The organism is Pseudomonas sp. LS.1a, from assembly GCF_022533585.1.
GTDB lineage: Bacteria > Pseudomonadota > Gammaproteobacteria > Pseudomonadales > Pseudomonadaceae > Aquipseudomonas.
In genome coordinates this window covers 5,670,623-5,695,493 of the sequence record NZ_CP092827.1, presented here as the reverse complement: position 1 = coordinate 5,695,493, position 24,871 = coordinate 5,670,623, and the positions used below count along the sequence as shown (strand labels likewise).

Below are 24,871 nucleotides of genomic sequence, written 5' to 3'. Positions count from 1 at the left end.
GCACGCAAGCGCGACACCATACCCTGTGGGAGCGGGTTTACCCGCGAATGCGTCGGTACAGCCACTGACGTCTTCGCGGGTAAACCCGCTCCCACAAGGGCCGCGATACCTTGCGAGGTGCGCAGACGCATCACAGAATCGGCGAAATCAGCCGCGCAATCCGCATCCCCAGTTGCTGCAGCCGATGGGTATCGCGGCTGTCCTCTGCAGTAATTTCCCGTGCCTGTTCAAAGTCATTGATCAGCATGTTCTCGACCTGGTCGGCGAAGCCGCGGTCGACCGTCAGCAGGGTGATCTCGAAGTTCAGGCGGAACGAGCGGTTGTCCAGGTTGGCACTGCCGATCGCACTGACATCGTCATCCACCAGCACCACCTTCTGGTGCAGGAAGCCCGGTTGATAGCGGAACATGCGTACACCCGCACGTACCGCTTCGAAGGCGAACAGACTGGAGGCGGCATAGACGATGCGATGGTCTGGACGTGACGGGATCAGCACGCGCACATCGACCCCACGCAGTACCGCCAGGCGCAGGGCGGCAAACACCGCCTCGTCGGGGATGAAGTACGGGCTGGTGATCCACACGCGCCGGGTGGCTGAATGAATAGCCTCAAGAAAGAACAGCGAGCAGGTTTCCTGTGGGTCGGCCGGGCCGCTGGCCAAGGCTTGGCACAGCACGCCGTTGTCCGGGTAGGCGTCCGGCAGGATCAGCGGCGGTAGCTGGCGCGCGGCCCAATACCAGTCCTCGGCGAACGACTCCTGCAGGCAGGCCAGCACCGGCCCGCTGATCTGCACATGGGTGTCGCGCCAGGGTGAGAGCTGCGGGTCGCCACCAAGGTACTCATCGCCCACGTTATGCCCGCCGATGAAACCGAGCAGGCCATCCACCACCACGATCTTGCGGTGGTTGCGGAAGTTCACCTGGAAGCGGTTGAACCAGCCACGACGGGTAGCGAAGGCATGGATCTGTACACCACCGTCACGCAGTAGCTGGCTGTAGCTGGCCGGCAAGGCATGGCTGCCGACGCGGTCGTACAGCACGAACACCTGCACCCCCTCGGCGGCTTTGCGCAGCAGCAGTTGCTGCAACGCCTTGCCCAGGCTGTCGTCATGGATGATGAAGAACTGCACCAGCACCACGGCGCGGGCTTTTTCGATGGCGGCGAAGATGGCATCGAATGTCGCCTTGCCATCGATCAGCAGCTTCACCTGGTTGTTGGCAAGGCAGGGCATGCGCCCGAGCTTGGGCATGGCGCGCAGGGCCGCATAGCTTTCCGACTCGCGGGCGGTGAGGGCTTCTTCTACCCAAGGCCGCCAGTTGAGGTTGGCCATGGCCACGTGCATTTCCTGGTTGGCCTGTCGCCGGGCCTTGATATAGGCGTAGAACGAGCGGGCACCGAAGATCAGGTAAGGGATCAGGGTGAGGTAGGGGATGAAGAACAACGGCATCGCCCAGGCGATTGCGCCCTGGGCAGTGCGCACGGTGAACAGTGCGTGCAGTGCGGCGACGATACCCAGCAGATGAACCAGGCCGAGTAGATAACCGAAGAAGTAGGGGCTGTGGTAGTCCATATGCATCCTGCTGGCCGAGTACACTTGAGTAACAGAACACGTTCCCGGTCCGTCTTGCAACCTGCGGGTGGATTTGGCGTCTAAGGCTCAGCCCGGCCCGCTTGGCCGGCTTTTTTCCAGGAGCGTTCGTCCATGAAGATTCGTCTGCCACTGTTGGCGTTGGCCCTAGGTGTGAGCAGCCCGCTGGTGCATGCCCAGATGCTGCAGCCAGGTTTGTGGGAGCTGACCACCAGCAACATGCAGGTCGATGGCAAGCCGTTACCCGACATGGAGTTCATGCTCGGCCAGTTGAAGAACCTGCCGCCGGAGCAGCGTGCGATGATGGAAGGGGTGCTGGCCAAACAGGGGGTGACTGTTGGGGGCAAGGGGGTGCGCTCGTGCCTGACGCCAGAACAGGTGGCAACCAACGATATCCCGCTGCAGGACCCGAAGTCAGGTTGTACCCAGAAGATCACCGACCGCACCGGCAATGTGTGGAAATTCCAGTTCAGTTGCCCCAAGGCACAGGGCAGTGGCCAGGCGACTTTCCTCAGTGACCGGGAGTTCACCACACAGGTCAATGGCACCTTCAACGCCTCGGGTGTTCAGCAGCAAGGCAGCATGAACACCCGTGCCGTGTGGCTGGGTAATGATTGCGGTTCGGTCAAGCCGCGCAGCTGACATCCCATTGCCACTGGCTGGTCGCGACAGCGTCGTGGGCATGCAGGCTTTCTGCATGTTCCACGCGCAGCTTGAAGGCCGTGCTCCACTCTATTTGCCGTAGCGCCTTGTGCAGGCGTCGTGCGGCGTCTTCGCAGAACATCAGGTTCTGGCCGTTGGCCAAGGCAAAGGCTTGCTCGTCTGCGCGCTTTACCGCGGTCTGTACCGCTGTCCCCAGGCTGGCTTCTATGCGGTCGATCAGCTCGGTGATTGGCAGTACCTGCTGATTGCTGCGCAGCCTTACCCGGATTTGTGCGCTACTGCGTTGGCTATGGGGCGTCGCTACGATGCCTTCGGCGCTGCCAAGCCACTGCAGCACTGCAGATTTTTCGACCTGCTCAGCGCCGAAATGCGCCTGGAACTGCTGCTGAATCAGCTGCCGTGCAAGTGCAGCCGAGCATGGGCAGGTCGACGAGTAAGGCACGGAAACGGATAGTTCCACGTGGAACATTTCGTTTTCCATCCTTGCGTCGACTGTTACCGCATAGCTTTTCCAACCATCCAATGGGCTGACCAGGGCTGGCCTTTTCAGCAGATGGTCGAAGTGCAGGCGCAGATAAGCCGCAGAAGAAAGGCCTTCGTGGCTGCTCAGAAAGTGAGCCAGCAGTTGGCGGATGGCGAGCGGCGTCAGGGGCTGATGCTCCAGGGAAGCCAGGGCAAGGTAAAGCCGAGACATATGGATACCCCGTGAGCTGCCGTCTACCAGGCTTACACCGGCATCGACGGTTGCAGCCGCCGTGCGCCCTTCGAACTGCACAGGCAGGGCGATCCCGCACATACCCACCCAGTTCAACGGCAAGGCATATTCCTGGGTTTGGGCGGCAATGTCGGGGAGCTTGAGCTGGTTCATTTGGCATTCCAAACAGAAGGGGAGCACGCGTCCGTCGAGAACGGGCTTGGCGAAATTGTATTGTTACTTTATAACATTGTGCAATGCATCGTTTCGAATGCGCTCGCCTGAAGAGGTTTCGCCATGTCCAACCGTCTCCCTGTCACCGTGCTGTCCGGCTTCCTTGGTGCCGGCAAAAGCACTTTGCTCAACCATGTGCTGCGTAACCGCGACAACCTGCGGGTCGCGGTCATCGTCAACGACATGAGCGAAATCAACATCGACGCCAGCGAGGTGCAGCGCAACGTCAGCCTCAACCGTGCCGAGGAGAAGCTGGTGGAGATGAGCAATGGCTGCATCTGCTGCACGCTGCGGGAAGACCTGCTCGAGGAAGTGGCACGGTTGGCCGAAGAAGGGCGTTTCGATTATTTGCTGATCGAGTCCACCGGGATCTCGGAGCCGCTGCCGGTGGCCGAGACCTTCACCTTCCGTGACGAACAGGGCCGCAGCCTGTCCGACATGGCGCGGCTGGACACCATGGTCACCGTGGTCGATGGCCTGAACTTCCTGCGTGATTACCAGGCAGCAGACAGTCTGGCCAGCCGTGGCGAAACCCTGGGTGAGGAGGACGAGCGCTCGATCAGTGACTTGTTGATCGAGCAGGTCGAGTTCGCCGATGTGCTGTTGCTGAGCAAGATCGACCTGATCAGCCAGCACGAGCGCGAAGAGCTCATGGCCATTCTGCGCAGACTCAATGCCCGGGCGCAGATCGTGCCCATGGTCATGGGCCAGGTGCCGCTGGCGCGCATTCTCGATACCGGCCTGTTCGACTTCGACCAGGCTGCCCAGGCACCGGGCTGGCTGCAGGAGCTACGTGGCGAGCATGTGCCGGAGACCGAAGAGTACGGCATTGCCGCCACCACCTGGCAGGCCCGGCGTCCGCTTCATCCACAGCGCTTCTTCGATTTTATCCACACGCCCTGGAGCAATGGCCGACTGCTGCGTTCGAAAGGTTTTTTCTGGTTGGCCAGCAAGTACCAGGAGGCCGGAAGCTGGTCGCAGGCGGGCGGCATGATGCGCCATGGCCTGGCGGGCCGCTGGTGGCGTTTTGTGCCGCGCGAGCAGTGGCCACAGGATGTGGATAACACCGCGGCGATCATGAAAAACTGGGCTGCCGAGAGTGGTGACTGCCGCCAGGAACTGGTGTTCATCGGGCAGAACATCGACTTCGAAAAATTATCCACAGCACTTGATGCATGCCTGTTGACCGATCAGGAAATGGACTTGGGGCACATGGGCTGGTTGCGTCTGCCCGATCCGTTCGGCCCATGGCATGAGGAGGCGGCAGCATGAACCCCGCACGCAAGCCTGTGGATATCTTCCAGGTATTCGGCGAGACACCGCAGGTGCTGACCGAAGTGCTGCAGGACGGCGTGAACCTGGCGGTATGGCGCCGGCGTTTGCCGCCGCAGCTGGAGGACTTTGCCACGCTGGTAGTCGGCCTTGGCCAGCCCTTGGCAGACCAGCGCGTCATCGATGTGGACGAGCAGCACATGCCGGTACTGACCGAGTTGTTGCGCGAAGCGGCGGACTTGCACGGCTACGAGGCATTCGTGGCCGATGTGACCTGGCTGGTGGCAGCTTATACCTGCCTGGTGGGTGCGCGGCGGGTCGGTTTGCGCCTGCGGGTACTGGCTGGCCCCATGTGCCCGCGCTTTCATGTGGATAACGTGCCGCTGCGTCTGCTCACCACCTATACCGGTCCGGGCAGCGAGTGGTTGCAAGAGCACAGGAGTCAACGTGGTGAGTTACACGCAGCCCTACCTTCTGTGGATAACATCCAGCACCTGCAAGCTGGTGATGTGGCGGTGCTCAAAGGTGAGAAGTGGCAGGGCAACGAAGGTGCGGGCCTGGTGCACCGTTCGCCCGCGGGCCAGCAGGGGCGCCTGTTGCTCAGCCTTGACTGGCTGGCATGACGGCGCATAGTGAGGCATCACTATTGCCCGAAGCCACCCATGCTGCAGAACATTCCCACCCACGTGATTGCCGGCCCGTTGGGGGCCGGCAAGACCACCCTGATCCGTCATCTGCTGGCCCAGCGCCCGGCCAATGAGCGCTGGGCTGTATTGATCAACGAATTCGGCCTGGTAGGCCTGGATGCCGCCTTGCTCAGCCGTGACGAAGACGGCATCGCCATCGGCGAGGTCGCAGGTGGCTGCCTGTGCTGCGTCAATGGCATGCCGTTCCAGGTGGGCCTGGGCCGGCTGCTGCGCAAATCCCGGCCTGACCGGTTGTTTATCGAGCCGTCCGGGCTGGGTCATCCCTTGCAGTTACTTGCCCAGTTACAACAGGCTCCTTGGGCTGGAGTGCTGACAATACAGCCATTGCTGATGGTCGTGGATGCGCAGTCGATGGTCCGCAACGAGCAGCTTCCGGAGGCTCAACAGCAGGCGTTCGATGCTTCTGAAAGCATTGTTTTCAACAAATCAGAGGCTGTGAATGAAGATTATAAGTTGTTGATAAATAACAGATTATATGGAAAGAAAATATTCTGGACCGTCCAAGGGAAGCTGCCCTTTTCGGACCTTCCAACTATACCCAAGGGCATTGTCGACAGCTCGTTTGTGGATAACAGGATTGTCGACAATCCTGTAGATCCACCGGCAGCGCTATGGGCGGACCCCGGCCAGCCGATCTGTCTTGCCCAGCAGGGAGAGGGGGGTTGGAGCATCGGCTGGCGCTGGCACCCCGGGCAGCAGTTTTATCCACAGCGGCTGCAGGCGTTCCTGCGTGCCTGGCCGTGGCGACGCGCCAAAGGGGTTATCCACAGTGTGGAGGGTTGGCAATCATTCAATGGCCTGAATGGAGACATGCCCACCTGGCAGCCCAGCGACTGGCGCAGGGATACTCGCATCGAGCTGATTTTCGATCAGCCGCAATCGCAACCCGCGTTGCAAGCCGGGTTGAGCGAATGCCGCGTCAGCTGATCAGTTGCGCCAGCGGTTGTGCTCCTGGCGCCACTGCTGCATCTCGATGACATTGTCGGCGCGGGGCGGGGTCTTGATCTCGAACGGGTAGGGCGCCAGTTCGATCTGCACGCTGTGGGCGCCGAACTGGGTCACGGTACCGGGGTGGCGCTGCTCGCCGGTGACGGTGAATTCGAAGGCGTAGACGCGCGCCAGGCGCTTGCGGCCGTTGGCGTCACGGACAAAGGCGATACGCTTGAGTGCGACCGCATCGTCGAGCAGTTCGAGGTCGAGCTTGGCGCAATGCTGTTTGACCCGCTCCAGGGCTTTTTCGCGCAACCCGTGGTTGTGCCACAACCAGGCTCCTGCCGTGGCGACCAGCATCAGGACGAAGAGGTTTTCCAGGGTCAACATTTGCATATGCTCCAAACAGGTCGATCCAGCTTAACTGCGTCCCTGGCCTGTCGTACAGGTGGCAATCGAGTTCATACTGCGCTGCGCACAATCCCTGAAACAGCTTTGGAAACCTCCCGCATGAAACGTACCCCGCACCTGCTCGCCATCCAGTCCCATGTGGTGTTCGGCCACGCCGGCAACAGCGCCGCGGTGTTTCCCATGCAGCGTATCGGGGTCAATGTGTGGCCGCTCAATACCGTGCAGTTCTCCAATCACACACAGTATGGCCAGTGGGCGGGTGAAGTGCTTGCCCCGGCGCAAATTCCTGCGTTGGTGGAAGGCATTTCCAACATCGGCGAGCTGGGCCACTGCGACGCGGTGCTGTCCGGCTACCTGGGCAGTGCCGAACAAGGGCGGGCGATTCTGGCCGGCGTCGAGCGGATCAAGGCAGTAAACCCAAAGGCCTTGTACCTGTGCGACCCGGTCATGGGGCACCCGGAGAAGGGCTGCATCGTGCCAGCGGAAGTCAGCGAGTTCCTGCTCGACGAGGCGGCCGCCACGGCTGACATCCTGTGCCCCAACCAGCTGGAGCTGGACAGCTTCTGTGGGCGCCGGGCGCAGTCGCTGGAGGACTGTGTGAACATGGCCCGTAGCCTGCTGCAGCGCGGGCCGCAGGTGGTGCTGGTCAAGCACCTGGCTTACCCCGGGCGTGCCGAGGACCAGTTCGAGATGCTGCTGGTGACTGCCGAGCACAGCTGGCACCTGCGTCGCCCGCTGCTGGCGTTCCCACGGCAGCCGGTGGGGGTGGGTGACCTGACCTCAGGCCTGTTCCTGGCCCGCGTGCTGCTCGGCGACAGCTGGGTGCAGGCGTTCGAGTTCACCGCTGCAGCCGTGCACGAAGTGCTGCTGGAAACCCAGGCCTGCGCCAGCTACGAGCTGCAACTGGTGCGGGCCCAGGACCGCATCGCGCACCCACGGGTGCGCTTCGAGGCACAGCTGCTGGCGCTTTAAATGGCGTCGGTTTTCAGGTCCTGGTAGCGCTTTTCCAGTTCCTGGCGGATCTGTCGGCGCTGCTGGCCCTGCAGGAAGCGGCGCTTTTCTTCGCTGCTTTGCGGCTGGCGTGGCGGCACCGGCACCGGGCGACGGTTGTCGTCGACCGCGACCATGGTGAAGAAGCAGCTGTTGGAATGGCGTACCGAGCGCTCGCGGATGTTCTCGGTCACCACCTTGATGCCTACCTCCATCGAGGTGTTGCCGGTGTAGTTGACCGACGCCAGGAAGGTCACCAGTTCGCCCACGTGCACCGGCTCGCGGAAGATCACCTGGTCGACCGACAAGGTGACCACATAACTGCCGGCATAGCGGCTGGCGCACGCATAGGCCACTTCGTCGAGGTACTTGAGCAGGGTGCCGCCATGTACGTTGCCAGAAAAGTTGGCCATGTCCGGGGTCATCAGGACGGTCATGCTCAGCTGGGCGTTTCCAGGTTCCATAGTGTGCTCACGGTGAGGTTGCGCTGAATCGGGCGAATGGGGGGTATTATCTGCAGACACTTCTGTTCCCCTCTTTTGAATTTGCCTTCCTGATACGGGACGTTGGCTGACGCTCCATCGTCACGCCGATCATGCCATCAGCGGCGCTTTTCCAGCCGATCTGTTTCTGCATATTGCACCGCCTTTTTGCGGCGGGGTGCGATGTTAACCTGACTACGCCCATGCAACATGGGCCTTTCCTGCATTCAAAACAGTATGTACTTGCTGCTCGCTCAGGGTTGCCTTGGCAGAGGAGCGGTCTGCCCAGGCATCCAGCAACGGACGAGAAAAAGGAGTATCACGCCATGCATGCCATCAGCTTCATCCAGGACCTGGCTGTCATCATGCTGGTTGCCGGCGTGGTCACCGTACTCTTTCACCGCCTCAAGCAACCCGTGGTGCTGGGCTACATCGTCGCCGGCTTCATCATCGGCCCGCACACCCCACCGTTCGGCCTGATCCACGACGAAGACACCATCAAGACCCTCGCCGAACTGGGGGTGATCTTCCTGATGTTCTGCCTGGGGCTCGAGTTCAGCCTGCGCAAGCTGTTCAAGGTAGGCGCCACGGCGTTCATCGCGGCGTTCCTGGAAATCGTGCTGATGATCTGGATCGGCTTCGAGATCGGCCGCTGGTTCGGCTGGAACACCATGGATTCGCTGTTCCTCGGTGCCATCCTGGCAATTTCCTCGACCACCATCATCGTCAAGGCGCTCAACGACCTGAAGATGAAGAACGAGCGTTTCGCCCAGCTTATCTTCGGCGTGCTGATCGTCGAGGACATCCTCGGCATCGGCATCATCGCTCTGCTGTCGGGCATCGCCGTCAGTGGCACGGTCAGCTCGGGCGAGGTGTTCTCCACTGTTGGCAAGCTGTCGCTGTTCATGATCGTCGCGCTGGTCATCGGCATCCTGCTGGTGCCGCGGCTGCTGGCCTACGTGGCCAAATTCGAAAGCAACGAGATGTTGCTGATTACCGTACTGGGCCTGTGCTTCGGCTTCTGCCTGCTGGTAGTGAAGCTGGAATACAGCATGGTGCTGGGTGCCTTCCTGATTGGCGCGATCATGGCCGAATCGCGCCAGCTGCTGAAGATCGAGAGCCTGATCGAACCGGTACGCGACCTGTTCAGCGCCATCTTCTTCGTCGCCATCGGCCTGATGATCGACCCCCAGGTGCTGATCGACTACGCCTGGCCGATCGTGGTCATTACCTTGGCAGTGGTGTTGGGCAAGATGCTGTCATGCGGCATGGGCGCGTTCATTGCCGGCAATGACGGGCGCACATCGCTGCGGGTGGGCATGGGGCTTTCGCAGATTGGCGAGTTTTCCTTCATCATCGCCGCGCTGGGCATGACCCTGCAGGTGACCAGCGACTTCCTCTACCCGGTGGCTGTGGCGGTATCGGCAATCACCACGCTGCTGACACCCTACCTGATCCGCGCCGCCGACCCGCTGTCGCTGAAGCTGGGCAAGGTAGTGCCCAGCCGTCTGGCGCGGGTGCTGTCGTTGTATGGCGAATGGTTGCGCAGCATCCAGCCGCAGGGCGAGAGCGCCATGCTGGCGGCGATGATCCGGCGCATCCTGTTGCAGGTGGGGGTGAACCTGGCGCTGGTGATCGCCATCTTCTTCAGTGGTGGCTACTTCGCCGGGCGTATCGGCAACTGGCTCAGTGAGTGGGTCAGCGATGCCAGCCAGCAGAAAGCGCTGATCTGGGGGGCGGCGTTGTTGCTGTCGCTGCCGTTCCTGATTGCTGCCTATCGCAAGCTCAAGGCGCTGTCGATGCTGTTGGCAGAGATGGGCGTCAAGCCCGAAATGGCCGGGCGGCATACCCAGCGTGTGCGCCGAGTGATTGCCGAGGTGATCCCGCTGTTGTCGCTACTGGTGATTTTCCTGCTGCTGTCGGCGCTGTCGGCAAGCATTCTGCCGACCAGCGAGTTGCTGCTGGTGATTGCCGTGGTGGCTGCGGTGGTGGTGGCCTTGCTGTGGCGCTGGTTTATCCGCGTGCATACGCGCATGCAGATTGCCTTGCTGGAGACGCTGGAGAACAGCCGCGAGAATACGCACTGAAGGGGGCATGCTTCCTGCGCAAGATTTCACCGTCGTCCGAGGGGATGGAGCGGTAGCGATGTCGCCAGGCGCAGAAAGCCTGGCGATTTTAACTACATTGATGGCACTGGGCCATAGATTTTCCTATTCCTGTGCCGGCCTCTTCGCGGGTAAACCCGCTCCCACAGGGACTGCACAGGTGTTGAACATTGTGCAGTCCCTGTGGGAGCGGGTTTACCCGCGAGGAGGCCGGCACAGTCAGCATCAAATCAGAGGTTGGAATCAGCTCTCCAGCCAGACATCCCGCGCCCAGTGCCACACCGATTCCCAGCTGTCTTCGCCGACGATTTCCTCTTCGGCATCCCACAGCACCACGGTGCCGTCCTCTTCGACGCAGTAGTAGTTGTCGCCGTCCTGGCACAGCGGAATCAGGTCACGGGGTACGCCGGCATCCCAGGCATTGGCGGCGACGTCGGGCAGGTAGGTATGCGACTGTGGGTCGGTAACTGTCACTGGTTCCAGAGAGCCATACACCACGTCACTGACGGTCAGCAGGAACTCTTTGAACACGAACGGAATGTTGATGAACAGCTCTTCTTCGATCTCGACCAGCAGGTCCTCGTCGGGAAGCTCAAGGGGCACCGGCACTGGCTCGTTGGCTTCACGGAGTTGTTCGATCACTTCTTCCACGGTTCGCTTCCTCTGACCTAGATGACAACGCTGCGCGTTATACCCTAGTAGGCCACTCCGGCAAAAGCAAAACCCCGGGACAGGCCCGGGGTTTTTTGTGCAGCACGCAGCGATTAGCCGTTTTGACGGATACCGGCCACCAGCCAAGGCTGGTTTTCGCCCTGGGCGCGGACCATGTGCCAGCTTTCGCTGAACACTTCGCCCTGGTCGAAGCGCGAGTTCTTCGACACGCCACGGAAGGTCAGGGTGGCGTCGGTACGGTCGGCGCGGTCGTCGACACCGTCCAGCTGCACATCGAGGTTGTCGATGTAGGTGGACTGGAAGCCATCACCCAGTTCAGCGCGCTCGCGCTTGAGGAACTCGAGCATCTGCGGGGTGACGAACTCGGCGATCTTGTCCATCTCGTTGGCGTCCCAGTGCTGCTGCAGCGCCTGGAAGTGGTTGCGGGCGGCAGCCAGGAAGTTCTGCTCGTTGAACCAGGCCGGGGCGTTGATCACCGGGGCGGCTGCGGCAGCAGGTGCGGCCGAACCACCGAAGATCGACGGCTGGGCAGGCTGGGCGTGAGCTTCACGGTGCATTGGTGCATGGCCCGGCATGGCCATTTGCGGCTGCTGCTGGCGACGGCGCGCGGCGATGAAGCGGAACACCAGGAAGGCGATCAGCGCCACGATCAGGAAGTCCATGATCTGGAAGCCTTCGAAACCGTCGCCCATGAACATGGAAGCCAGCAGGCCACCGGCGGCGAGGCCGGCCAGTGGGCCCAACCAGCGCGAAGCACCGCTGGCGGCCGGAGCTGCACGGCCAGGTGCGGTCGGCGCGGCGGCAGGCGTGGTTGGCGTGGCCTGGCGGGTCTGGTGAATAGGCGCGGAGCCCGAGCTCTTGCCGCCGCCAAAGCGCTTGGCGTTGGCGTCCAGGCTCAGCGTCAGGCCGACGCAGAGCGCCAGAGCGATGCTAAGAAAACGTTGCATAAGTGGGATATCCCCTGTTGTGGATTGCACGCGCGTCATGGTGCACAGGTTCCCGGGCACATGACCAGCGACATAATGTTTCGAGCTTTTGCCTGAATGTTACAAACCTGCCACGACCGGCCCTCTGAATGCTGGCGCAATACCTGTAGGAGCGGGCATGCCCGCGAACACCGGCGAAGCCGGTGCCATACACCGAGTTGCCGGCTTCGCGGGCATGCCCGCACAGGTATTGCGCAGGCTTCTAAAACTTTGAGCAAGCCTCCACCAGGGCCGGTGCAGGCTTTAGATGGCCTCGAGCTTGGCGTACCCCAGCATCAACCATTTGCTGCCCTCGGCAAAATTCACCTGCACCCGCGCCTGAGCGCCGGAGCCCTCGAAGTTGAGGATCACACCTTCGCCGAACACCGCATGCTGCACACGCTGGCCCAGGTTGAACGCGGTCTGCGGAATGCTGGCATTGGCGAACAGGTTGCTGTTAGTGGCCGTCTTGGCCCCGCCGAACGGGCGGCTGACACTGTTGGACAGACGCACTTCCTGAATCAGGCCCGCCGGAATTTCGCGTACGAAACGTGACACCTTGTTGTAGGTTTCGCTGCCGTACAGGCGACGCGTTTCGGCGTAGGTCATGACCAGCTGGCGCATGGCGCGGGTGATGCCCACATAAGCCAGGCGGCGTTCCTCTTCCAGGCGGCCGGGCTCTTCCAGGCTCATCTTGTGCGGGAACAGGCCTTCCTCCATGCCCACCAGGAACACATACGGGAACTCCAGGCCCTTGGCGCTGTGCAAGGTCATCAGCTGGACGCTGTCTTCGTGCTCGTCGGCCTGGGCATCACCTGCCTCGAGCGAGGCGTGGCCGAGGAACGCCGAGAGTGGCGAGAGGTCGGCGTCTTCGTCGGTGGACTCGAAGTTGCGCGCTGCGCTGACCAGTTCCTCAAGGTTTTCTACCCGTGCCTGGCCCTTTTCACCCTTTTCTTCCTGGTGATAGATGATCAGCCCGGACTGCTCGATGGTGGTCTGGGTCATGGTATGCAGTGGCATGTCCACGACCTTGGCAGCCAACCCCTCGATAAGCTCGATGAACGCACCCAGGGCACTGGCGGCGCGGCCTTTCAGGGCCTTGGCAGCGAGCAGCTGGCACATGGCCTCCCACATCGACAGCTGGCTGTGGCGGGCGTGCTCGCGGATGGCTTCGACGGTTTTCTCGCCAATGCCACGTGGCGGTACGTTGATCACCCGCTCCAGGGCGGCATCGTTGCCACGGCCTTCGATCAGGCGCAGGTAAGCCATGGCGTTCTTGATTTCGGCGCGTTCGAAGAAGCGCTGGCCACCGTAGATGCGGTAGGGGATGCGCTCGCGCAGCAGGGCTTCTTCCAGCACCCGTGACTGGGCGTTGGAACGGTACAGGATGGCGATCTCGTTGCGCGCATTGCCCTGCTTGACCAGGCTCTCGATGGTTTCCACCACGTAGCGCGCTTCGTCGTGCTCGTTGTAGGCCGCGTACAGGGTCAGCGGCTCTCCTTCGCCCATGTCGGTCCACAGCTCCTTGCCCAGGCGCCCGCTGTTGTTGGCGATCAGCGCGTTGGCTGCCTTGAGGATGCCGCCGGTGGAGCGGTAGTTCTGCTCCAGGCGGATCATTTCGGCGTCGGGGAAGTCGGCAGTGTACTGGTGGATGTTTTCGATCTTGGCGCCGCGCCAGCCGTAGATCGACTGGTCGTCATCGCCCACCGCCATCAGGCTGTCACCGCCGCGCGCCAGCAGGCGCAGCCAGGCGTACTGCACGGCGTTGGTATCCTGGAACTCGTCCACCAGCACGTGGCGGAAGCGCCGCTGGTAGTGCTCCAGCAGGCCCGGGTGGTCGCGCCACAGGTCCAGACCGCGCAGCAGCAACTCGGAGAAGTCGATGACCCCGGCGCGCTCGCAGGCCTGCTCGTACGCGGTATATACGTCGCGCATGGTCGACAGGAACAGGTCGCCCCCGGCCTGGATATGCTGCGGGCGCAGGCCTTCGTCCTTTTGCCCGTTGATGAACCACTGGGCCTGGCGTGCCGGCCATTTCTGCTCGTCCAGGCCCAGCTCGCGCATCACCCGCTTGATCAGGCGCTGCTGGTCGTCGCTGTCGAGGATCTGGAAGTTCTGCACCAGCCGTGCTTCCTGCCAGTGGGCCCGCAGCAGGCGATGGGCCAGGCCGTGGAAGGTGCCGACCCACATGCCCGCCGGGTTGATGCCCAGCAGTTGCTCGATCCGCTGGCGCATTTCTGCCGCGGCCTTGTTGGTGAAGGTCACCGACAGGATCGAGTGTGGCGATGCCTGCTCCACCTGGATCAGCCAGGCAATGCGGTGCACCAGCACGCGGGTTTTACCGGAACCGGCGCCAGCAAGCACCAGTTGACGCCCGAGCGTGGCCGCTACGGCCTGGCGTTGGGCATCGTTGAGGGAATTCAGCAGGAGGGAGAGGTCGTCTGTGTGCATCGGGCCATTCTAGGGCGCGGCAGGAAATGGGGCAAACTTCTACTGTATGAATATTCACCTGCCACATGCCCGTTCATCGAGCCGATGGCAGGTGCCAGGTCGCCGCTCGGGCGACCTGGCCGTCAGCGGCTCAGTCGACCGTCTCTATGTTGCGTATTTCGCAGCGCTGCGAACCGTCGCCATGAATGATTTCCACGGTTTTCCAGGGCGTGCCGCCTGCACGTTCGAACACCACGGTTTTTTCCGTCACCACCTGCGGGGTGATTGCGCCGCTATCCTGCAGTTGAAGCTCCAGCACCTCCCAGCCGCCCTTGTGGCGCACCTTGGGTTCGACCAGCACCGGTTCGATGGCCGGGCAGCCGACCATAACGGTGCCGTGAACCCTGAAAACCTGCTCGCCGTTGGCGATGTCATTGATTGCAACGAGGTTGGCGATAGTAGCCATTGTCTGCTCCTGTCTCGGGTTGAAAGTAGCGCCAGTGCGCGGGGGCTACTTTCTGCCCTTTCACCTGCCACAGGAGCAGGGCAGTGCTTCAGCTATGCCAGTGCCTGCCATGCCTGGCGAGCAGGCTGTTGGCTTGCTCCGGCCCGTTGCTGCCTGCCGGGTACGGTCGCGGCGCCTGGAAGTGCTCTTCACAGCCCTTGATGATCGGGTCGATCCAGGCCCAGGCCGCTTCCACTTCATCGCGGCGCATGAACAGCGTCGAGTCGCCCTCCAGCACATCCAGCAGCAGCCGCTCGTAGGCTTCCCAGCGGCGGGTCTGGCTGAACACCTGGGCCAGGTTCAGGTCCAGGTCCACCGGCTCCAGGCGCATGCCTTTGCCCGGGCTCTTGGTCATCATGCGCAGGCTGATGCGTTCGTCCGGTTGCAGCTGGATCAGCAACTGGTTGACCTGGCCACCCTTGAACAGCTCGTGGGGCACTGGCTTGAACTGGATGACGATCTGCGATGAGCGCCGTGCCATGCGCTTGCCGGTGCGCAGGTAGAAGGGCACGCCCGCCCAGCGCCAATTGTCGATGTGCGCCTCGATGGCGATGAAGGTTTCGGTGTCGCTGTCGTTGTCGACGTCCTTTTCGAAGTAATAGGCCGGCACTTCCTGGCCGCCGATGTACCCGGCGCCATACTGGCCGCGTACGGTCTTGTCCTGAACGTCCTGGCCAGTGATGGGTTTGAGGGCCCGCAGGATCTTCACTTTTTCGTCACGCACCGCTTCGGCCTCGAACTGTGCGGGGGGCTCCATGGCCACCAGGCATAGCAGCTGTAGCAGGTGGTTCTGCAGCATGTCGCGGGTCGCCCCGGCGCGGTCGTAGTAGGCGCCGCGGTTCTCTACTCCCAGGGTCTCGCAAACGCTGATCTGCACGTGGTCGACCTGGTTGTTGCGCCATACCGGCTCCAGCAGCGCGTTGGCAAAGCGCAGGGCCATCAGGTTCTGCACGGTTTCCTTGCCCAGGTAGTGGTCGATGCGGAATACCTGGTTTTCCTCCAGCACTGCGCCAATCGCTTCGTTGATGGCGGTAGCCGATTCCAGCGAGTGGCCGATCGGCTTTTCCAGCACGATGCGCGCTTCGGCGTCGGCCAGGCCGGCGTTATGCAGGTGCTTGGCAATCGGCACGAACAGGTTGGGGGCGGTGGCCAGGTAGAAGATGCGCGTCAAGCCGCCGGGCTCGCCCAGGTAGCGTGCCAGGCGGCCGAAGTCGGCGCTTTGCGAAGCATCCATGGCGAAATAGTCGATCCTCGCGGAAAACCGCTGCCAGACCTCTTCTTCGAAATCGTTGCGGGCGATCTGTGCCCGGCAATGGCGCTCGGCGAGCTTGAGATAATCGTTACGTGGCAGGTTGCGGCGCGCCAGCGCGATGATCCGCACGGCAGGGTCAAGACGGACCTCGCGAAACAGGTGGTAGAGCGCCGGAAGCAATTTGTGCAGGGCCAGATCGCCGGTGCCACCGAAGACCAGAATGTCGCAAGGAATAGTCAAACCACCACTCTCCACGTTCGTTTAACTGGGCGGGTTGGCGTCCATGTAGTATAACTACAAGAAAGCTACAACCCGGCCAGCCGATCATAACCGAGTCCAGCCCGTGAATCTGTTGCAACATATCGCCCAATCGCGCCACCTGCTGCGCAAATCGGAACTGAAAGTGGCCGACCACGTGCTACTCGACCCGGCTGCCGTCATGCACAGTTCCATGGCCGACCTGGCGCACAGCGTGGGTATCAGCGAACCGACCATCGTGCGTTTCTGCCGCGCGATCGGTTGCTCGGGCTTCCAGGACTTGAAGCTGAAGCTGGCGCAGAGCCTGGCCGCGGGGGCCAGTTTCGGTCAGTTCGCCATCCATGAAGACGATTCGGTCGCCGACTACAGCCTGAAGATCTTCGACACCACGCTGCATACCCTGATGGAAGTGCGCGAGCACCTCGACCCGCAAGCGCTGCAGCAGGCGGTGACTGCCATGGCCCAGGCGCAGCGTGTGGAGTTCTATGGCTTTGGTGCTTCCGGTGCGGTGGCGGCCGATGCCCAGCACAAGTTCTTCCGTCTGCTGCTCAGCGCGGCAGCCTATTCCGACCCGCACATGCAGGCGATGTCGGCGGTGACCCTGAAGCCGGGCGATGTGGCAGTGTGCATTTCCCAGTCGGGCCGTTCCAAGGACTTGCTGATCACCGCCAACCTGGTCCGTGAGAGCGGTGCCAACCTGATTACCCTGTGCCCCAGCCAGACACCGCTGGCAGAGCTGTCGACGGTCAACCTGGCGATCGACGTGCATGAAGACACCGAAATCTATACCCCGCTGACCTCGCGTATCGCCCACCTGGTGGTGATCGACGTGCTGGCCATGGGCGTGGCCATGGCGCGCGGGCCGAGCCTGGTCAACCACCTGAAGAGCGTGAAGCGCAGCTTGCGCAGCCTGCGTTTGTCGCCCAAGTCGATCAAGGCTACCGACGACTGATTGTCGTTGCCTGTGCCGGCCCTTTCGCGGGTGAACCCGCTCCCACAGGTACTGCACCGTCCTTGAGGCTGGTGAGCACCTGTGGGAGCGGGTTTACCCGCGAAGAGGCCGGCACAGGTGCTATAAATTTCACTGTTTTGTCACCATTCCACAGCCAAACCGTAAACCATCAAGGCCAGTCTGAAACTCCCGCATCCTATCAGGGAGACAGGCAATGGCTCGTGACTTCGACGGTACGTACCAACCCAGCGCCAAGGCTCGCAAGCAGCAGGAAAAAGATCAGCGCCGCATGGAATACCGCCGCGCGATCGAAAGCTATTGCGACCAACGTCAACTACTCCGCGACCTGGTGGACTACCCCGAGTTGCAAGAGCTCACGGTCTGGCAGGTGTCGGCGGCAACTTCCCCGAAAAACGCTCAACCAGCGCGCTGATCAACGCACGTTCGCTGCGGATGAACGCCAGAAAGGCCAAGGCCACCGGCGACTGCCGTTTGGCCTTGGACTGCACCACGCACCAGCTGCGGTACAGCGGCAGTTCCTCCACCGGCAGCTCCTTCAGCACACCGGTGGCCAGCTCCAGGTTGACCGCATGGCGGGTCAGCAGGGCAATGCCCAGGCCGGCGATCACGCACTCGCGCTGGGCGTCGGCCGAGGCCACTTCCAGGGTCTGGGTGAAGTGCACGCGTTTGTCCTTGAAGTATTCCTCGCAAGCCTTGCGCGTGCCTGAACCTTGTTCGCGGACCAGCAGGGTATGAGGCTCCAGGTCCTGCAGGCGCAGCTGTTCCAGCTTGCACAGCGGGTGCTCGGGCGGCGCCACAGCGATGATCGGGTTGTTGAGGAACGGCAGGAACTCCAGCCCCATGTCCTGCGGCACCATGGACATGATGATGAGGTCGTCGCGATTGTCCGACAGGCGGCGGATGGCCTGGGCCCGGTTGACCACAGTCAGGGTCAGGTTGACCTCCGGGTGACGCTGCTTGAAGGCCGCGAACAGGTGTGGCACGAAGTACTTGGCACTGGACTCGATTGCCAGTTTCAACTGCCCCTGCAGTGAACCCTGCATGTCCGACAGCTGCATGTCCAGGCTCTCCAGGCGCCCGAAGATATCGCGACTGGCGCGTTGCAGGGCCTCGGCAGCTTCGGTCAGGTAGAGCTTCTTGCCCACGTACTCGAACAGAGGCTGGCCGATCAGTTCTTCGAGCTGGCGGATTTGTAGACTAACGGCGGGTTGCGTCAGCGCCATCTCTTCCGCCGCACGGCTGTACGAACGCAAATCGCACACCTCGTTGAAGATCTGCAATTGACGCAAAGTCATACGCATCAAGGACTTACGCATTTTAATCCGCCCTTCGGCAACACCTTGTTACCGCACTATAAGCTTTTACTAATACAGCCTCTAACAAATATTGATTTTTGTTTATCAACCTACAGCGCTAGGGTGAATGTGCGACTGGCCAGCAACGTCTGGTCACGCGCCGACCGGGAGAACCGGCTCGACTGTTCCTACGGCTTTGGGAAGACTCCAGTGATAAAAAAAATCCTGATCGCCAACCGAGGTGAAATTGCAGTTCGGATCGTGCGTGCTTGCGCCGAGATGGGCATTCGCTCGGTAGCGATCTATTCCGACGCCGACCGCCACGCCTTGCACGTCAAGCGCGCCGACGAAGCCCACAGCATTGGTGCCGAGCCGCTGGCCGGTTACCTGAACCCGCGCAAGCTGGTGAACCTGGCTGTGGAAACCGGCTGTGATGCCCTGCACCCGGGTTATGGTTTCCTGTCGGAAAACGCTGAACTGGCGGAGATCTGCGCCGAGCGCGGTATCAAGTTCATCGGCCCGGCCGCCGATGTCATTCGCCGCATGGGCGACAAGACAGAAGCGCGCCGCACCATGATCGCCGCCGGTGTGCCGGTAACCCCGGGCACCGAAGGCAACGTTGCCGATATTCACGAAGCCCTGAGCGAAGGTGACCGCATCGGTTACCCGGTCATGCTCAAGGCCACCTCGGGTGGTGGTGGCCGTGGTATTCGCCGTTGCAACAGCCGCGAAGAACTGGAACAGAACTTCCCCCGCGTCATCTCCGAGGCTACCAAGGCCTTTGGTTCCGCGGAAGTGTTCCTGGAAAAGTGCATCGTCAACCCCAAGCACATCGAGGCGCAGATCCTGGGTGACAGCTTTGGCAACGTCGTACACCTGTTCGAGCGCGACTGCTCGATCCAGCGCCGCAACCAGAAGCTCATCGAAATCGCCCCGAGCCCCCAGCTCACCCCTGAACAGCGCGCCTACATCGGCGACCTGGCGGTGCGTGCGGCCAAGGCGGTGAACTACGAGAACGCCGGTACCGTGGAGTTCCTGCTCGCCGATGGCGAGGTGTACTTCATGGAAATGAACACCCGGGTGCAGGTGGAGCACACCATCACCGAGGAAATCACCGGTATCGACATCGTCCGTGAGCAGATCCGCATTGCCTCGGGCCTGCCGCTGTCGGTCAAGCAGGAAGATATCCAGCACCGCGGTTACGCGCTGCAGTTCCGCATCAACGCCGAAGACCCGAAGAACAACTTCCTGCCCAGCTTCGGCAAGATCACCCGTTACTACGCCCCCGGTGGCCCTGGCGTGCGTACCGACACGGCGATCTACACCGGCTACACCATTCCGCCGTTCTACGACTCCATGTGCCTGAAACTGGTGGTGTGGGCGTTGACCTGGGAAGAAGCCATGGACCGCGGCCTGCGTGCCCTGGACGACATGCGCGTGCAAGGGGTGAAGACCACCGCCGCGTACTACCAGGAAATCCTGCGCAATCCGGAATTCCGTAGCGGCCAGTTCAACACCAGCTTCGTCGAAAGCCACCCGGAACTGACCAACTACTCGATCAAGCGCAAACCCGAAGAGCTGGCCTTGGCCATCGCCGCCGCCATCGCCGCCCACGCAGGCCTGTGAGGAACCCCATAATGTCCAAGAAAATTCACGTAACCGACACGATCCTGCGCGACGCCCACCAGTCCCTGCTGGCCACCCGCATGCGTACCGAAGACATGCTGCCGATCTGCGACAAGCTCGACAAAGTCGGCTACTGGTCGCTGGAAGTCTGGGGTGGCGCCACCTTCGACGCCTGCGTGCGCTTCCTCAAGGAAGACCCGTGGGAGCGCCTGCGCAAGCTGCGCGCGGCGCTGCCCAACACCCGCCTGCAGATGCTGCTGCGCGGCCAGAACCTGCTGGGCTACCGTCACTACAGCGACGACGTGGTCAAGGCCTTCGTCGCCAAGGCCGCGGTCAACGGTATCGATGTGTTCCGCATCTTCGACGCGATGAACGACGTGCGTAACCTGCGCGTGGCCATTGAAGCGGTCAAGGCCGCCGGCAAGCACGCCCAGGGTACCATCGCCTACACCACCAGCCCCGTGCACACCATCGACGCCTTTGTTAACCAGGCCAAGCAGATGGAAGCCATGGGTTGCGACTCGATCGCGATCAAGGACATGGCCGGCCTGCTGACCCCGTTCGCTACTGGCGAACTGGTCAAGGCACTGAAGGCCGAGCAGTCGCTGCCGGTGTTCATCCACTCCCATGACACTGCCGGCCTGGCCGCCATGTGCCAGCTCAAGGCTGTGGAAAACGGTGCCGATCACATCGACACCGCCATCTCCAGCTTCGCCTGGGGCACCAGCCACCCGGGTACCGAGTCGATGGTTGCCGCGCTCAAGGGCAGCGAATTCGACACCGGCCTGGACCTGGAGCTGCTGCAGGAAATCGGCCTGTACTTCTATGCCGTGCGCAAGAAGTACCACCAGTTCGAAAGCGAGTTCACTGCCGTGGACACCCGCGTGCAGGTCAACCAGGTGCCGGGCGGCATGATTTCCAACCTGGCCAACCAGCTCAAGGAGCAGGGCGCCCTCAACCGCATGAATGAAGTGCTGGCAGAGATCCCGCGCGTGCGTGAAGACCTCGGCTTCCCGCCGCTGGTGACCCCGACTTCGCAGATCGTCGGCACCCAGGCGTTCTTCAACGTGCTGGCCGGTGAGCGCTACAAGACCATCACCAACGAGGTGAAGCTGTACCTGCAAGGCGGTTACGGCAAGGCCCCGGGCGTGGTCAACGAGCAGCTGCGCCGTCAGGCGATCGGCAGCGAAGAAGTGATCGACGTACGCCCGGCCGACCTGCTGAAGCCGGAAATGGCCAAGCTGCGTGCCGACATCGGCTCCCTGGCCCGTTGCGAAGAAGACGTGCTGACCTTCGCCATGTTCCCGGACATTGGCCGCAAGTTCCTCGAAGAACGCGAAGCCGGCACCCTGACCCCTGAAGTCCTGCTGCCAATTCCTGAAGCCGGCGCAGTGGCGTCCCATAGCGGCGAAGGCGTACCGACCGAGTTCGTCATCGACGTGCACGGCGAAACCTACCGCGTCGACATCACCGGCGTGGGCGTGAAGGCTGAAGGCAAGCGCCACTTCTACCTGTCCATCGACGGCATGCCGGAAGAAGTGGTGTTCGAGCCGCTCAACGAATTCGTCGGCGGCGGCAGCAGCAAGCGCAAGCAGGCCAGCGCCCCGGGCCATGTCAGCACCACCATGCCAGGCAACATCGTCGATGTGCTGGTCAAGGAAGGCGACATGGTCAAGACCGGCCAGGCCGTGCTGATCACCGAAGCCATGAAGATGGAGACCGAAGTGCAGGCGGGTATCGCCGGCAAGGTCGTGGCCATCCACGTGGCCAAGGGCGACCGTGTGACACCGGGCGAAATCCTGATCGAGATCGAAGGCTGAGATAAGCCTTCATCTACAAGCGGTTAACCTCTGGGGAGCGGAATGCTCCCCTTTTTTTATGGAACGATATGCAATTTAATGCAGATTATAGGCGCAAAAGCCGCCATATCTGCACTAAAATGCATAAACTGGGTGTGGTTCAGAAATACATCTGCACTATACTGCAGGCTGACGGCTGAGGCTGATCGAAGATATGCAGTAAATTGCAGGTGGCCAATGTACCGACTCACGCTCCAATTACATGACCAAGGTAAATGGCATGATGCTATTGCCATCGCCTTCGCCGAACCGGAAAGAAGCCTCTCCAGCCCTTGCGAGTTCGGATACACATCCAACTACGTCAAGGCCAATCTGCATGCTTACGACAGCCTGTTCAGCCTGGCGGCCAGTGCCAAGCTCCCGGTGGACTTTGGCTCTCATCGTCTACCGCATGCTCCTGCATTCCTTTACGACATAGCGCCTGCAGGGGCTGCGAAGCGTTTTCTGCTGAGGCATATCGGTCGTGAAAGACCGGCAGGCATGGGGGAAGACTTGTTTCTGCTAGGGCGCTCCACCCCAGCTCCGATTGGCAATATGCGCATCAGGGAGTCGGCTGAATTACTGGACCTTGCGGACCCCATCGGTTTTGCTCGCCAGGACGTCATCGTTCGCGATCAGCGTTTTCTGGAGTACGCCTACGAGCAGGGCGCGGCCATAGGTGGCGCGACAGGCGCCGGTGGAGAGGCGCCAAAGCTGCTGATGACCGAAGATGAAAACGGCCAGCTTTACCCGGACGCGGTGCTTGCGGATGAGGGGGCCTGTCGCCATTGGTTCATCAAGTTCGCCAGGCACCCGGCCTTGGCCGATGATCAGGAGATCCTGCGGGCCGAGTACCTCTATTACAGGGCGTTGCAGCAGCTTGGCATCGAGACGGTGGCCAGTGAACACATGGCGCTGGAAGAGGGAGCCAAGCCCAGCCTGTGGATGGAACGCTTCGACCGTCAGGTTACCGATCAGGGAGTACAGCGGTTTGCCGTGGAATCGATGTATTCCTTGTGTGGTGTAACCGAACCCGGTAGCCGGATGGGGCATTTGGAGGTGATCGAGACGCTCGTTGGCTTGTGGAAGATGGCCGGGCAGGGTAAAGAGGTGCCTGATCTGATCGCGGATTACCTGCGGCGCGACCTGATCAACAAGATCCTGGGTAACGCCGATAATCATGGACGCAATACAGCGATCATTCGTACCCGCGACACGGTGCGTCTTGCACCCATTTACGACTTGGCACCGATGGTGATGGATCAGGAGGGTGTAACCAGAACGACGAAGTGGCCCGCTTTGATCGAAAGAGCAGGCGAAATCGACTGGCACGCAGCCTGTGTTGCGCTGGCCGAATTCATCGATCCGGATGAGGCTTACCAGCGTCTGCGCCAGGAGGCCCGGCACCTATTGGCATTGCCCGATATCTTGTCCGGCCTTGGGCTCCCGGAGGCAGTGATGAATCACCCGGCGATTGCGCTGGGCAAGCTTGAGCGCCGGATGGCGGAGTGGGGGTTGGCATGACGGTTTCCATCGATGCCCGAGGTCTGATGATCGATGGCGTGCGCGAAGGTATTGCCGACGGCACAATCGAGTTGGGTACTGCTGTTCGCCGCCTGCGCGTAGAAGTAGCAAAGATGCAGCAGACCCAGTTTGCGCTGATGTGCAAGATTTCCGTGCGAACGCTCATTCAGATCGAGCAGGGGGACGGTAACCCCACGCTCAAATCGTTGAACGCAGTATTCAAACCGTTCGGTTTGCAGATGGGCGTCGTCAGGCGTGTGAGCCCGATCAGATAACCGGGCTTGCACCGATCGCGGGCCTGCCGGCCCGTGATCGGTTATGCCGATCCCCCCCTACGGCAGTCCTCAAGTGTCCGCACCTGGCCTTGCGGCCGCTGGTTCTCTTCACTCAACCAGCGCTCGAACGCGGCCGCCAGCGCCGGCCACTCATCATCGGTAATCGAATACCACGCCGTATCCCGATTGTGGTCCTTCACCACCAGGTGCTTGCGGAAAACTCCCTCGAACACAAAGCCAAACCGCTCCGCGGCGCGCCTGGAGCGGGCGTTGGCGTTGTTGCACTTCCACTCCAGCCGGCGGTTGCCCAGTTCGAAGGCCGCCTTGCCCAGCAGGTACACCGCCTCGGTGCTCTTGGGCGTGCGCTGCATGGCGGCGCCGAAGGCGACGTGGCCGATTTCGATGCGGCCGTGGTCGGGCACGATCGACATCAGGCTGAGGATGCCCTGGGCCTGGCCGCTGGGGCGGTCGATCACGGTGTAGAACAGCGGGTCGCGGCCGGCGGCGTTGCCTTCCAGCCAGCGATCGAAGGCGGCACGTTCGGCGAACGGGCCATAGGGCAGGTAGTCCCACAGCAGCGGGTCGGCAGCCGGGCCTTGCAGCGCCTCCCATAGGTCGTCGCCATGGCGCGCCGGGTCGAGCTTTTCCAGGCGGATGAAGCGGCCGTCGATGGGCTCGGCCTTGGGTGCTGCAGCGGGTTTCCAGTTCAATGCGTCGGTCATGTTCGGCTTAGAACTCTTTGCGGAATTGAATGAAGCCCGAGCGCTCGGCAACCTGCTGGTACAGGCTGATGGCGGTGGCGTTGGTCTCGTGGGTCACCCAGTACACCTTGCTGCAGTTGTCGGCCTTGGCTCTGGCGTAGACGTGCTCGATCAGCTGGCGGCCAATTCCCAGGCCGCGCTGCGCGCTGTCCACGTACAGGTCCTGCAGATAGCAGGCGTTGCCGATGCTCCAGTTGGAACGATGGTAGATGAAGTTGACCATGCCCACCGCCTTGCCATCGACCCAGGCCAGGGCTGAATGGGTCGGTTCACTCGGGTCGAGCAGGCGTTGCCAGGTGCTGAGGCTGATCTCTTCGGCCAGTTCGGATTCATAAAAATGCAAGTAGGCCTGCCACAGGGCGTGCCAGGCAGCGTGATCTTCGGGGGTGACAGGACGCAGGGTAACGCTGGACATGGGCTG

Annotated in this window: 24 protein-coding genes; 12 read left to right on the top strand and 12 right to left on the bottom strand. The window is 61.7% G+C overall.

Translation table 11 applies throughout. The features are described 5' to 3' along the window. Positions 1 to 130: 130 nt before the first annotated feature. Complete coding sequence (cls, locus tag MKK04_RS26220; RefSeq protein WP_233687615.1) at positions 131 to 1,570, bottom strand: cardiolipin synthase; 1,440 nt, start codon at positions 1,568 to 1,570, stop codon at positions 131 to 133. Between the two features lie 132 nt (positions 1,571 to 1,702). Here cls and MKK04_RS26215 point away from each other — a divergent pair, with 132 nt between their 5' ends. After that, entirely contained in the window at positions 1,703 to 2,230 is a 528-nt protein-coding gene (locus tag MKK04_RS26215; protein WP_015272374.1) for a DUF3617 domain-containing protein, read from the top strand. Here the strand turns inward: MKK04_RS26215 and folE2 are convergent. Further along, positions 2,214 to 3,119, bottom strand: coding sequence for a GTP cyclohydrolase FolE2 (gene folE2 / locus MKK04_RS26210; protein WP_241106106.1), 906 nt, complete (start codon positions 3,117 to 3,119; stop codon positions 2,214 to 2,216). The two genes, MKK04_RS26215 and folE2, sit on opposite strands and share 17 nt — an antisense overlap. A gap of 123 nt (positions 3,120 to 3,242) precedes the next feature. Between folE2 and zigA the strand changes: the two genes are divergently transcribed. From zigA to MKK04_RS26195, 3 genes are read left to right on the top strand one after another with little or no spacing between them, the layout of a single operon-like run. Beyond that, the gene (gene zigA, locus MKK04_RS26205; RefSeq protein ID WP_241106105.1) at positions 3,243 to 4,451 is read left to right on the top strand and encodes a zinc metallochaperone GTPase ZigA; all 1,209 of its coding nucleotides are present in this window, start codon (positions 3,243 to 3,245) and stop codon (positions 4,449 to 4,451) included. Next, the gene (locus MKK04_RS26200) at positions 4,448 to 5,074 is read left to right on the top strand and encodes a DUF1826 domain-containing protein (RefSeq protein WP_241106104.1); all 627 of its coding nucleotides are present in this window, start codon (positions 4,448 to 4,450) and stop codon (positions 5,072 to 5,074) included. The genes zigA and MKK04_RS26200 overlap by 4 nt, the downstream gene beginning before the upstream one ends. Positions 5,075 to 5,113: 39 nt before the next feature. Then, complete coding sequence (locus MKK04_RS26195) at positions 5,114 to 6,085, top strand: CobW family GTP-binding protein (RefSeq protein ID WP_207831381.1); 972 nt, start codon at positions 5,114 to 5,116, stop codon at positions 6,083 to 6,085. Here MKK04_RS26195 and MKK04_RS26190 read toward each other — a convergent pair whose 3' ends face one another. Beyond that, on the bottom strand, positions 6,086 to 6,478 hold the full coding sequence (locus MKK04_RS26190) for a DUF3301 domain-containing protein (RefSeq protein WP_013974846.1): 393 nt from the start codon (positions 6,476 to 6,478) through the stop codon (positions 6,086 to 6,088). It abuts the gene before it with no gap. 120 nt (positions 6,479 to 6,598) lie between these two features. Here MKK04_RS26190 and pdxY point away from each other — a divergent pair, with 120 nt between their 5' ends. Then, positions 6,599 to 7,471 (top strand): pyridoxal kinase PdxY, encoded by an 873-nt coding sequence (pdxY, locus tag MKK04_RS26185; RefSeq protein ID WP_207831378.1) that lies wholly within the window; start codon positions 6,599 to 6,601, stop codon positions 7,469 to 7,471. Here pdxY and MKK04_RS26180 read toward each other — a convergent pair. Then, positions 7,468 to 7,953 carry an acyl-CoA thioesterase gene (locus MKK04_RS26180; protein ID WP_009683536.1) on the bottom strand — a complete coding sequence of 162 codons (486 nt, stop codon included), beginning with the start codon at positions 7,951 to 7,953 and terminating at the stop codon, positions 7,468 to 7,470. The two genes, pdxY and MKK04_RS26180, sit on opposite strands and share 4 nt — an antisense overlap. A gap of 344 nt (positions 7,954 to 8,297) precedes the next feature. Between MKK04_RS26180 and MKK04_RS26175 the strand changes: the two genes are divergently transcribed. After that, positions 8,298 to 10,058, top strand: a complete 1,761-nt coding sequence (locus tag MKK04_RS26175) for a cation:proton antiporter (RefSeq protein WP_063912277.1) — start codon at positions 8,298 to 8,300, stop codon at positions 10,056 to 10,058. 261 nt (positions 10,059 to 10,319) lie between these two features. Here MKK04_RS26175 and MKK04_RS26170 read toward each other — a convergent pair whose 3' ends face one another. From MKK04_RS26170 to zwf, 5 genes are all read right to left on the bottom strand, one after another. After that, positions 10,320 to 10,727: an SMI1/KNR4 family protein gene (locus MKK04_RS26170; protein ID WP_013974843.1), complete on the bottom strand. Its 408-nt coding sequence runs from the start codon at positions 10,725 to 10,727 to the stop codon at positions 10,320 to 10,322. Between the two features lie 113 nt (positions 10,728 to 10,840). Next, on the bottom strand, positions 10,841 to 11,695 hold the full coding sequence (locus tag MKK04_RS26165; RefSeq protein WP_207831376.1) for a Tim44 domain-containing protein: 855 nt from the start codon (positions 11,693 to 11,695) through the stop codon (positions 10,841 to 10,843). A 282-nt stretch (positions 11,696 to 11,977) separates the two neighbouring features. Then, complete coding sequence (gene uvrD / locus MKK04_RS26160; protein WP_233687611.1) at positions 11,978 to 14,164, bottom strand: DNA helicase II; 2,187 nt, start codon at positions 14,162 to 14,164, stop codon at positions 11,978 to 11,980. 130 nt (positions 14,165 to 14,294) lie between these two features. Next, the gene (locus MKK04_RS26155; RefSeq protein WP_063912274.1) at positions 14,295 to 14,609 is read right to left on the bottom strand and encodes a hypothetical protein; all 315 of its coding nucleotides are present in this window, start codon (positions 14,607 to 14,609) and stop codon (positions 14,295 to 14,297) included. 88 nt (positions 14,610 to 14,697) lie between these two features. Next, positions 14,698 to 16,140 (bottom strand): glucose-6-phosphate dehydrogenase, encoded by a 1,443-nt coding sequence (gene zwf / locus MKK04_RS26150; protein WP_241106103.1) that lies wholly within the window; start codon positions 16,138 to 16,140, stop codon positions 14,698 to 14,700. 103 nt (positions 16,141 to 16,243) lie between these two features. Between zwf and hexR the strand changes: the two genes are divergently transcribed. Together hexR and MKK04_RS26140 are read left to right on the top strand one after the other, a co-directional pair. Beyond that, positions 16,244 to 17,110 (top strand): transcriptional regulator HexR, encoded by an 867-nt coding sequence (gene hexR, locus MKK04_RS26145; protein ID WP_011536461.1) that lies wholly within the window; start codon positions 16,244 to 16,246, stop codon positions 17,108 to 17,110. A 214-nt stretch (positions 17,111 to 17,324) separates the two neighbouring features. Next, the gene (locus tag MKK04_RS26140; RefSeq protein ID WP_082888281.1) at positions 17,325 to 17,543 is read left to right on the top strand and encodes a PA3496 family putative envelope integrity protein; all 219 of its coding nucleotides are present in this window, start codon (positions 17,325 to 17,327) and stop codon (positions 17,541 to 17,543) included. On the opposite strand, the gene MKK04_RS26135 is transcribed toward MKK04_RS26140, so the two are convergent. Then, on the bottom strand, positions 17,485 to 18,447 hold the full coding sequence (locus MKK04_RS26135) for a LysR family transcriptional regulator (protein ID WP_272493160.1): 963 nt from the start codon (positions 18,445 to 18,447) through the stop codon (positions 17,485 to 17,487). The two genes, MKK04_RS26140 and MKK04_RS26135, sit on opposite strands and share 59 nt — an antisense overlap. A 189-nt stretch (positions 18,448 to 18,636) precedes the next feature. Here MKK04_RS26135 and MKK04_RS26130 point away from each other — a divergent pair, with 189 nt between their 5' ends. The 4 genes from MKK04_RS26130 (at position 18,637) to MKK04_RS26115 (ending at position 23,689) form a co-directional block, all read left to right on the top strand. After that, positions 18,637 to 20,052, top strand: a complete 1,416-nt coding sequence (locus MKK04_RS26130; protein WP_016712746.1) for an acetyl-CoA carboxylase biotin carboxylase subunit — start codon at positions 18,637 to 18,639, stop codon at positions 20,050 to 20,052. Between the two features lie 11 nt (positions 20,053 to 20,063). Then, the gene (oadA, locus tag MKK04_RS26125) at positions 20,064 to 21,872 is read left to right on the top strand and encodes a sodium-extruding oxaloacetate decarboxylase subunit alpha (protein ID WP_207831370.1); all 1,809 of its coding nucleotides are present in this window, start codon (positions 20,064 to 20,066) and stop codon (positions 21,870 to 21,872) included. A gap of 216 nt (positions 21,873 to 22,088) precedes the next feature. Further along, positions 22,089 to 23,414: a type II toxin-antitoxin system HipA family toxin gene (locus MKK04_RS26120; RefSeq protein ID WP_233687609.1), complete on the top strand. Its 1,326-nt coding sequence runs from the start codon at positions 22,089 to 22,091 to the stop codon at positions 23,412 to 23,414. Next, entirely contained in the window at positions 23,411 to 23,689 is a 279-nt protein-coding gene (locus tag MKK04_RS26115; protein WP_063912269.1) for a helix-turn-helix transcriptional regulator, read from the top strand. Before MKK04_RS26120 ends, MKK04_RS26115 begins: the two co-directional genes overlap by 4 nt. Positions 23,690 to 23,730: 41 nt before the next feature. Here the strand turns inward: MKK04_RS26115 and MKK04_RS26110 are convergent, their stop codons facing one another. Continuing rightward, positions 23,731 to 24,411 carry a GNAT family N-acetyltransferase gene (locus MKK04_RS26110; RefSeq protein ID WP_233687608.1) on the bottom strand — a complete coding sequence of 227 codons (681 nt, stop codon included), beginning with the start codon at positions 24,409 to 24,411 and terminating at the stop codon, positions 23,731 to 23,733. Between the two features lie 7 nt (positions 24,412 to 24,418). Further along, positions 24,419 to 24,865: a GNAT family N-acetyltransferase gene (locus tag MKK04_RS26105; protein ID WP_241106102.1), complete on the bottom strand. Its 447-nt coding sequence runs from the start codon at positions 24,863 to 24,865 to the stop codon at positions 24,419 to 24,421. Positions 24,866 to 24,871: the final 6 nt, after the last annotated feature.

Bases quoted from the DNA above. Each gene is read 5' to 3' on its own strand.
- cls (WP_233687615.1), bottom strand. From the start codon at position 1,570: ATGGACTACCACAGCCCCTACTTCTTCGGTTATCTACTCGGCCTGGTT.
- MKK04_RS26215 (WP_015272374.1), top strand. From the start codon at position 1,703: ATGAAGATTCGTCTGCCACTGTTGGCGTTGGCCCTAGGTGTGAGCAGC.
- folE2 (WP_241106106.1), bottom strand. From the start codon at position 3,119: ATGAACCAGCTCAAGCTCCCCGACATTGCCGCCCAAACCCAGGAATAT.
- zigA (WP_241106105.1), top strand. From the start codon at position 3,243: ATGTCCAACCGTCTCCCTGTCACCGTGCTGTCCGGCTTCCTTGGTGCC.
- MKK04_RS26200 (WP_241106104.1), top strand. From the start codon at position 4,448: ATGAACCCCGCACGCAAGCCTGTGGATATCTTCCAGGTATTCGGCGAG.
- MKK04_RS26195 (WP_207831381.1), top strand. From the start codon at position 5,114: ATGCTGCAGAACATTCCCACCCACGTGATTGCCGGCCCGTTGGGGGCC.
- MKK04_RS26190 (WP_013974846.1), bottom strand. From the start codon at position 6,478: ATGTTGACCCTGGAAAACCTCTTCGTCCTGATGCTGGTCGCCACGGCA.
- pdxY (WP_207831378.1), top strand. From the start codon at position 6,599: ATGAAACGTACCCCGCACCTGCTCGCCATCCAGTCCCATGTGGTGTTC.
- MKK04_RS26180 (WP_009683536.1), bottom strand. From the start codon at position 7,953: ATGGAACCTGGAAACGCCCAGCTGAGCATGACCGTCCTGATGACCCCG.
- MKK04_RS26175 (WP_063912277.1), top strand. From the start codon at position 8,298: ATGCATGCCATCAGCTTCATCCAGGACCTGGCTGTCATCATGCTGGTT.
- MKK04_RS26165 (WP_207831376.1), bottom strand. From the start codon at position 11,695: ATGCAACGTTTTCTTAGCATCGCTCTGGCGCTCTGCGTCGGCCTGACG.
- uvrD (WP_233687611.1), bottom strand. From the start codon at position 14,164: ATGCACACAGACGACCTCTCCCTCCTGCTGAATTCCCTCAACGATGCC.
- MKK04_RS26155 (WP_063912274.1), bottom strand. From the start codon at position 14,609: ATGGCTACTATCGCCAACCTCGTTGCAATCAATGACATCGCCAACGGC.
- MKK04_RS26140 (WP_082888281.1), top strand. From the start codon at position 17,325: ATGGCTCGTGACTTCGACGGTACGTACCAACCCAGCGCCAAGGCTCGC.
- MKK04_RS26135 (WP_272493160.1), bottom strand. From the start codon at position 18,447: ATGCGTAAGTCCTTGATGCGTATGACTTTGCGTCAATTGCAGATCTTC.
- oadA (WP_207831370.1), top strand. From the start codon at position 20,064: ATGTCCAAGAAAATTCACGTAACCGACACGATCCTGCGCGACGCCCAC.
- MKK04_RS26120 (WP_233687609.1), top strand. From the start codon at position 22,089: ATGTACCGACTCACGCTCCAATTACATGACCAAGGTAAATGGCATGAT.
- MKK04_RS26115 (WP_063912269.1), top strand. From the start codon at position 23,411: ATGACGGTTTCCATCGATGCCCGAGGTCTGATGATCGATGGCGTGCGC.
- MKK04_RS26110 (WP_233687608.1), bottom strand. From the start codon at position 24,411: ATGACCGACGCATTGAACTGGAAACCCGCTGCAGCACCCAAGGCCGAG.
- MKK04_RS26105 (WP_241106102.1), bottom strand. From the start codon at position 24,865: ATGTCCAGCGTTACCCTGCGTCCTGTCACCCCCGAAGATCACGCTGCC.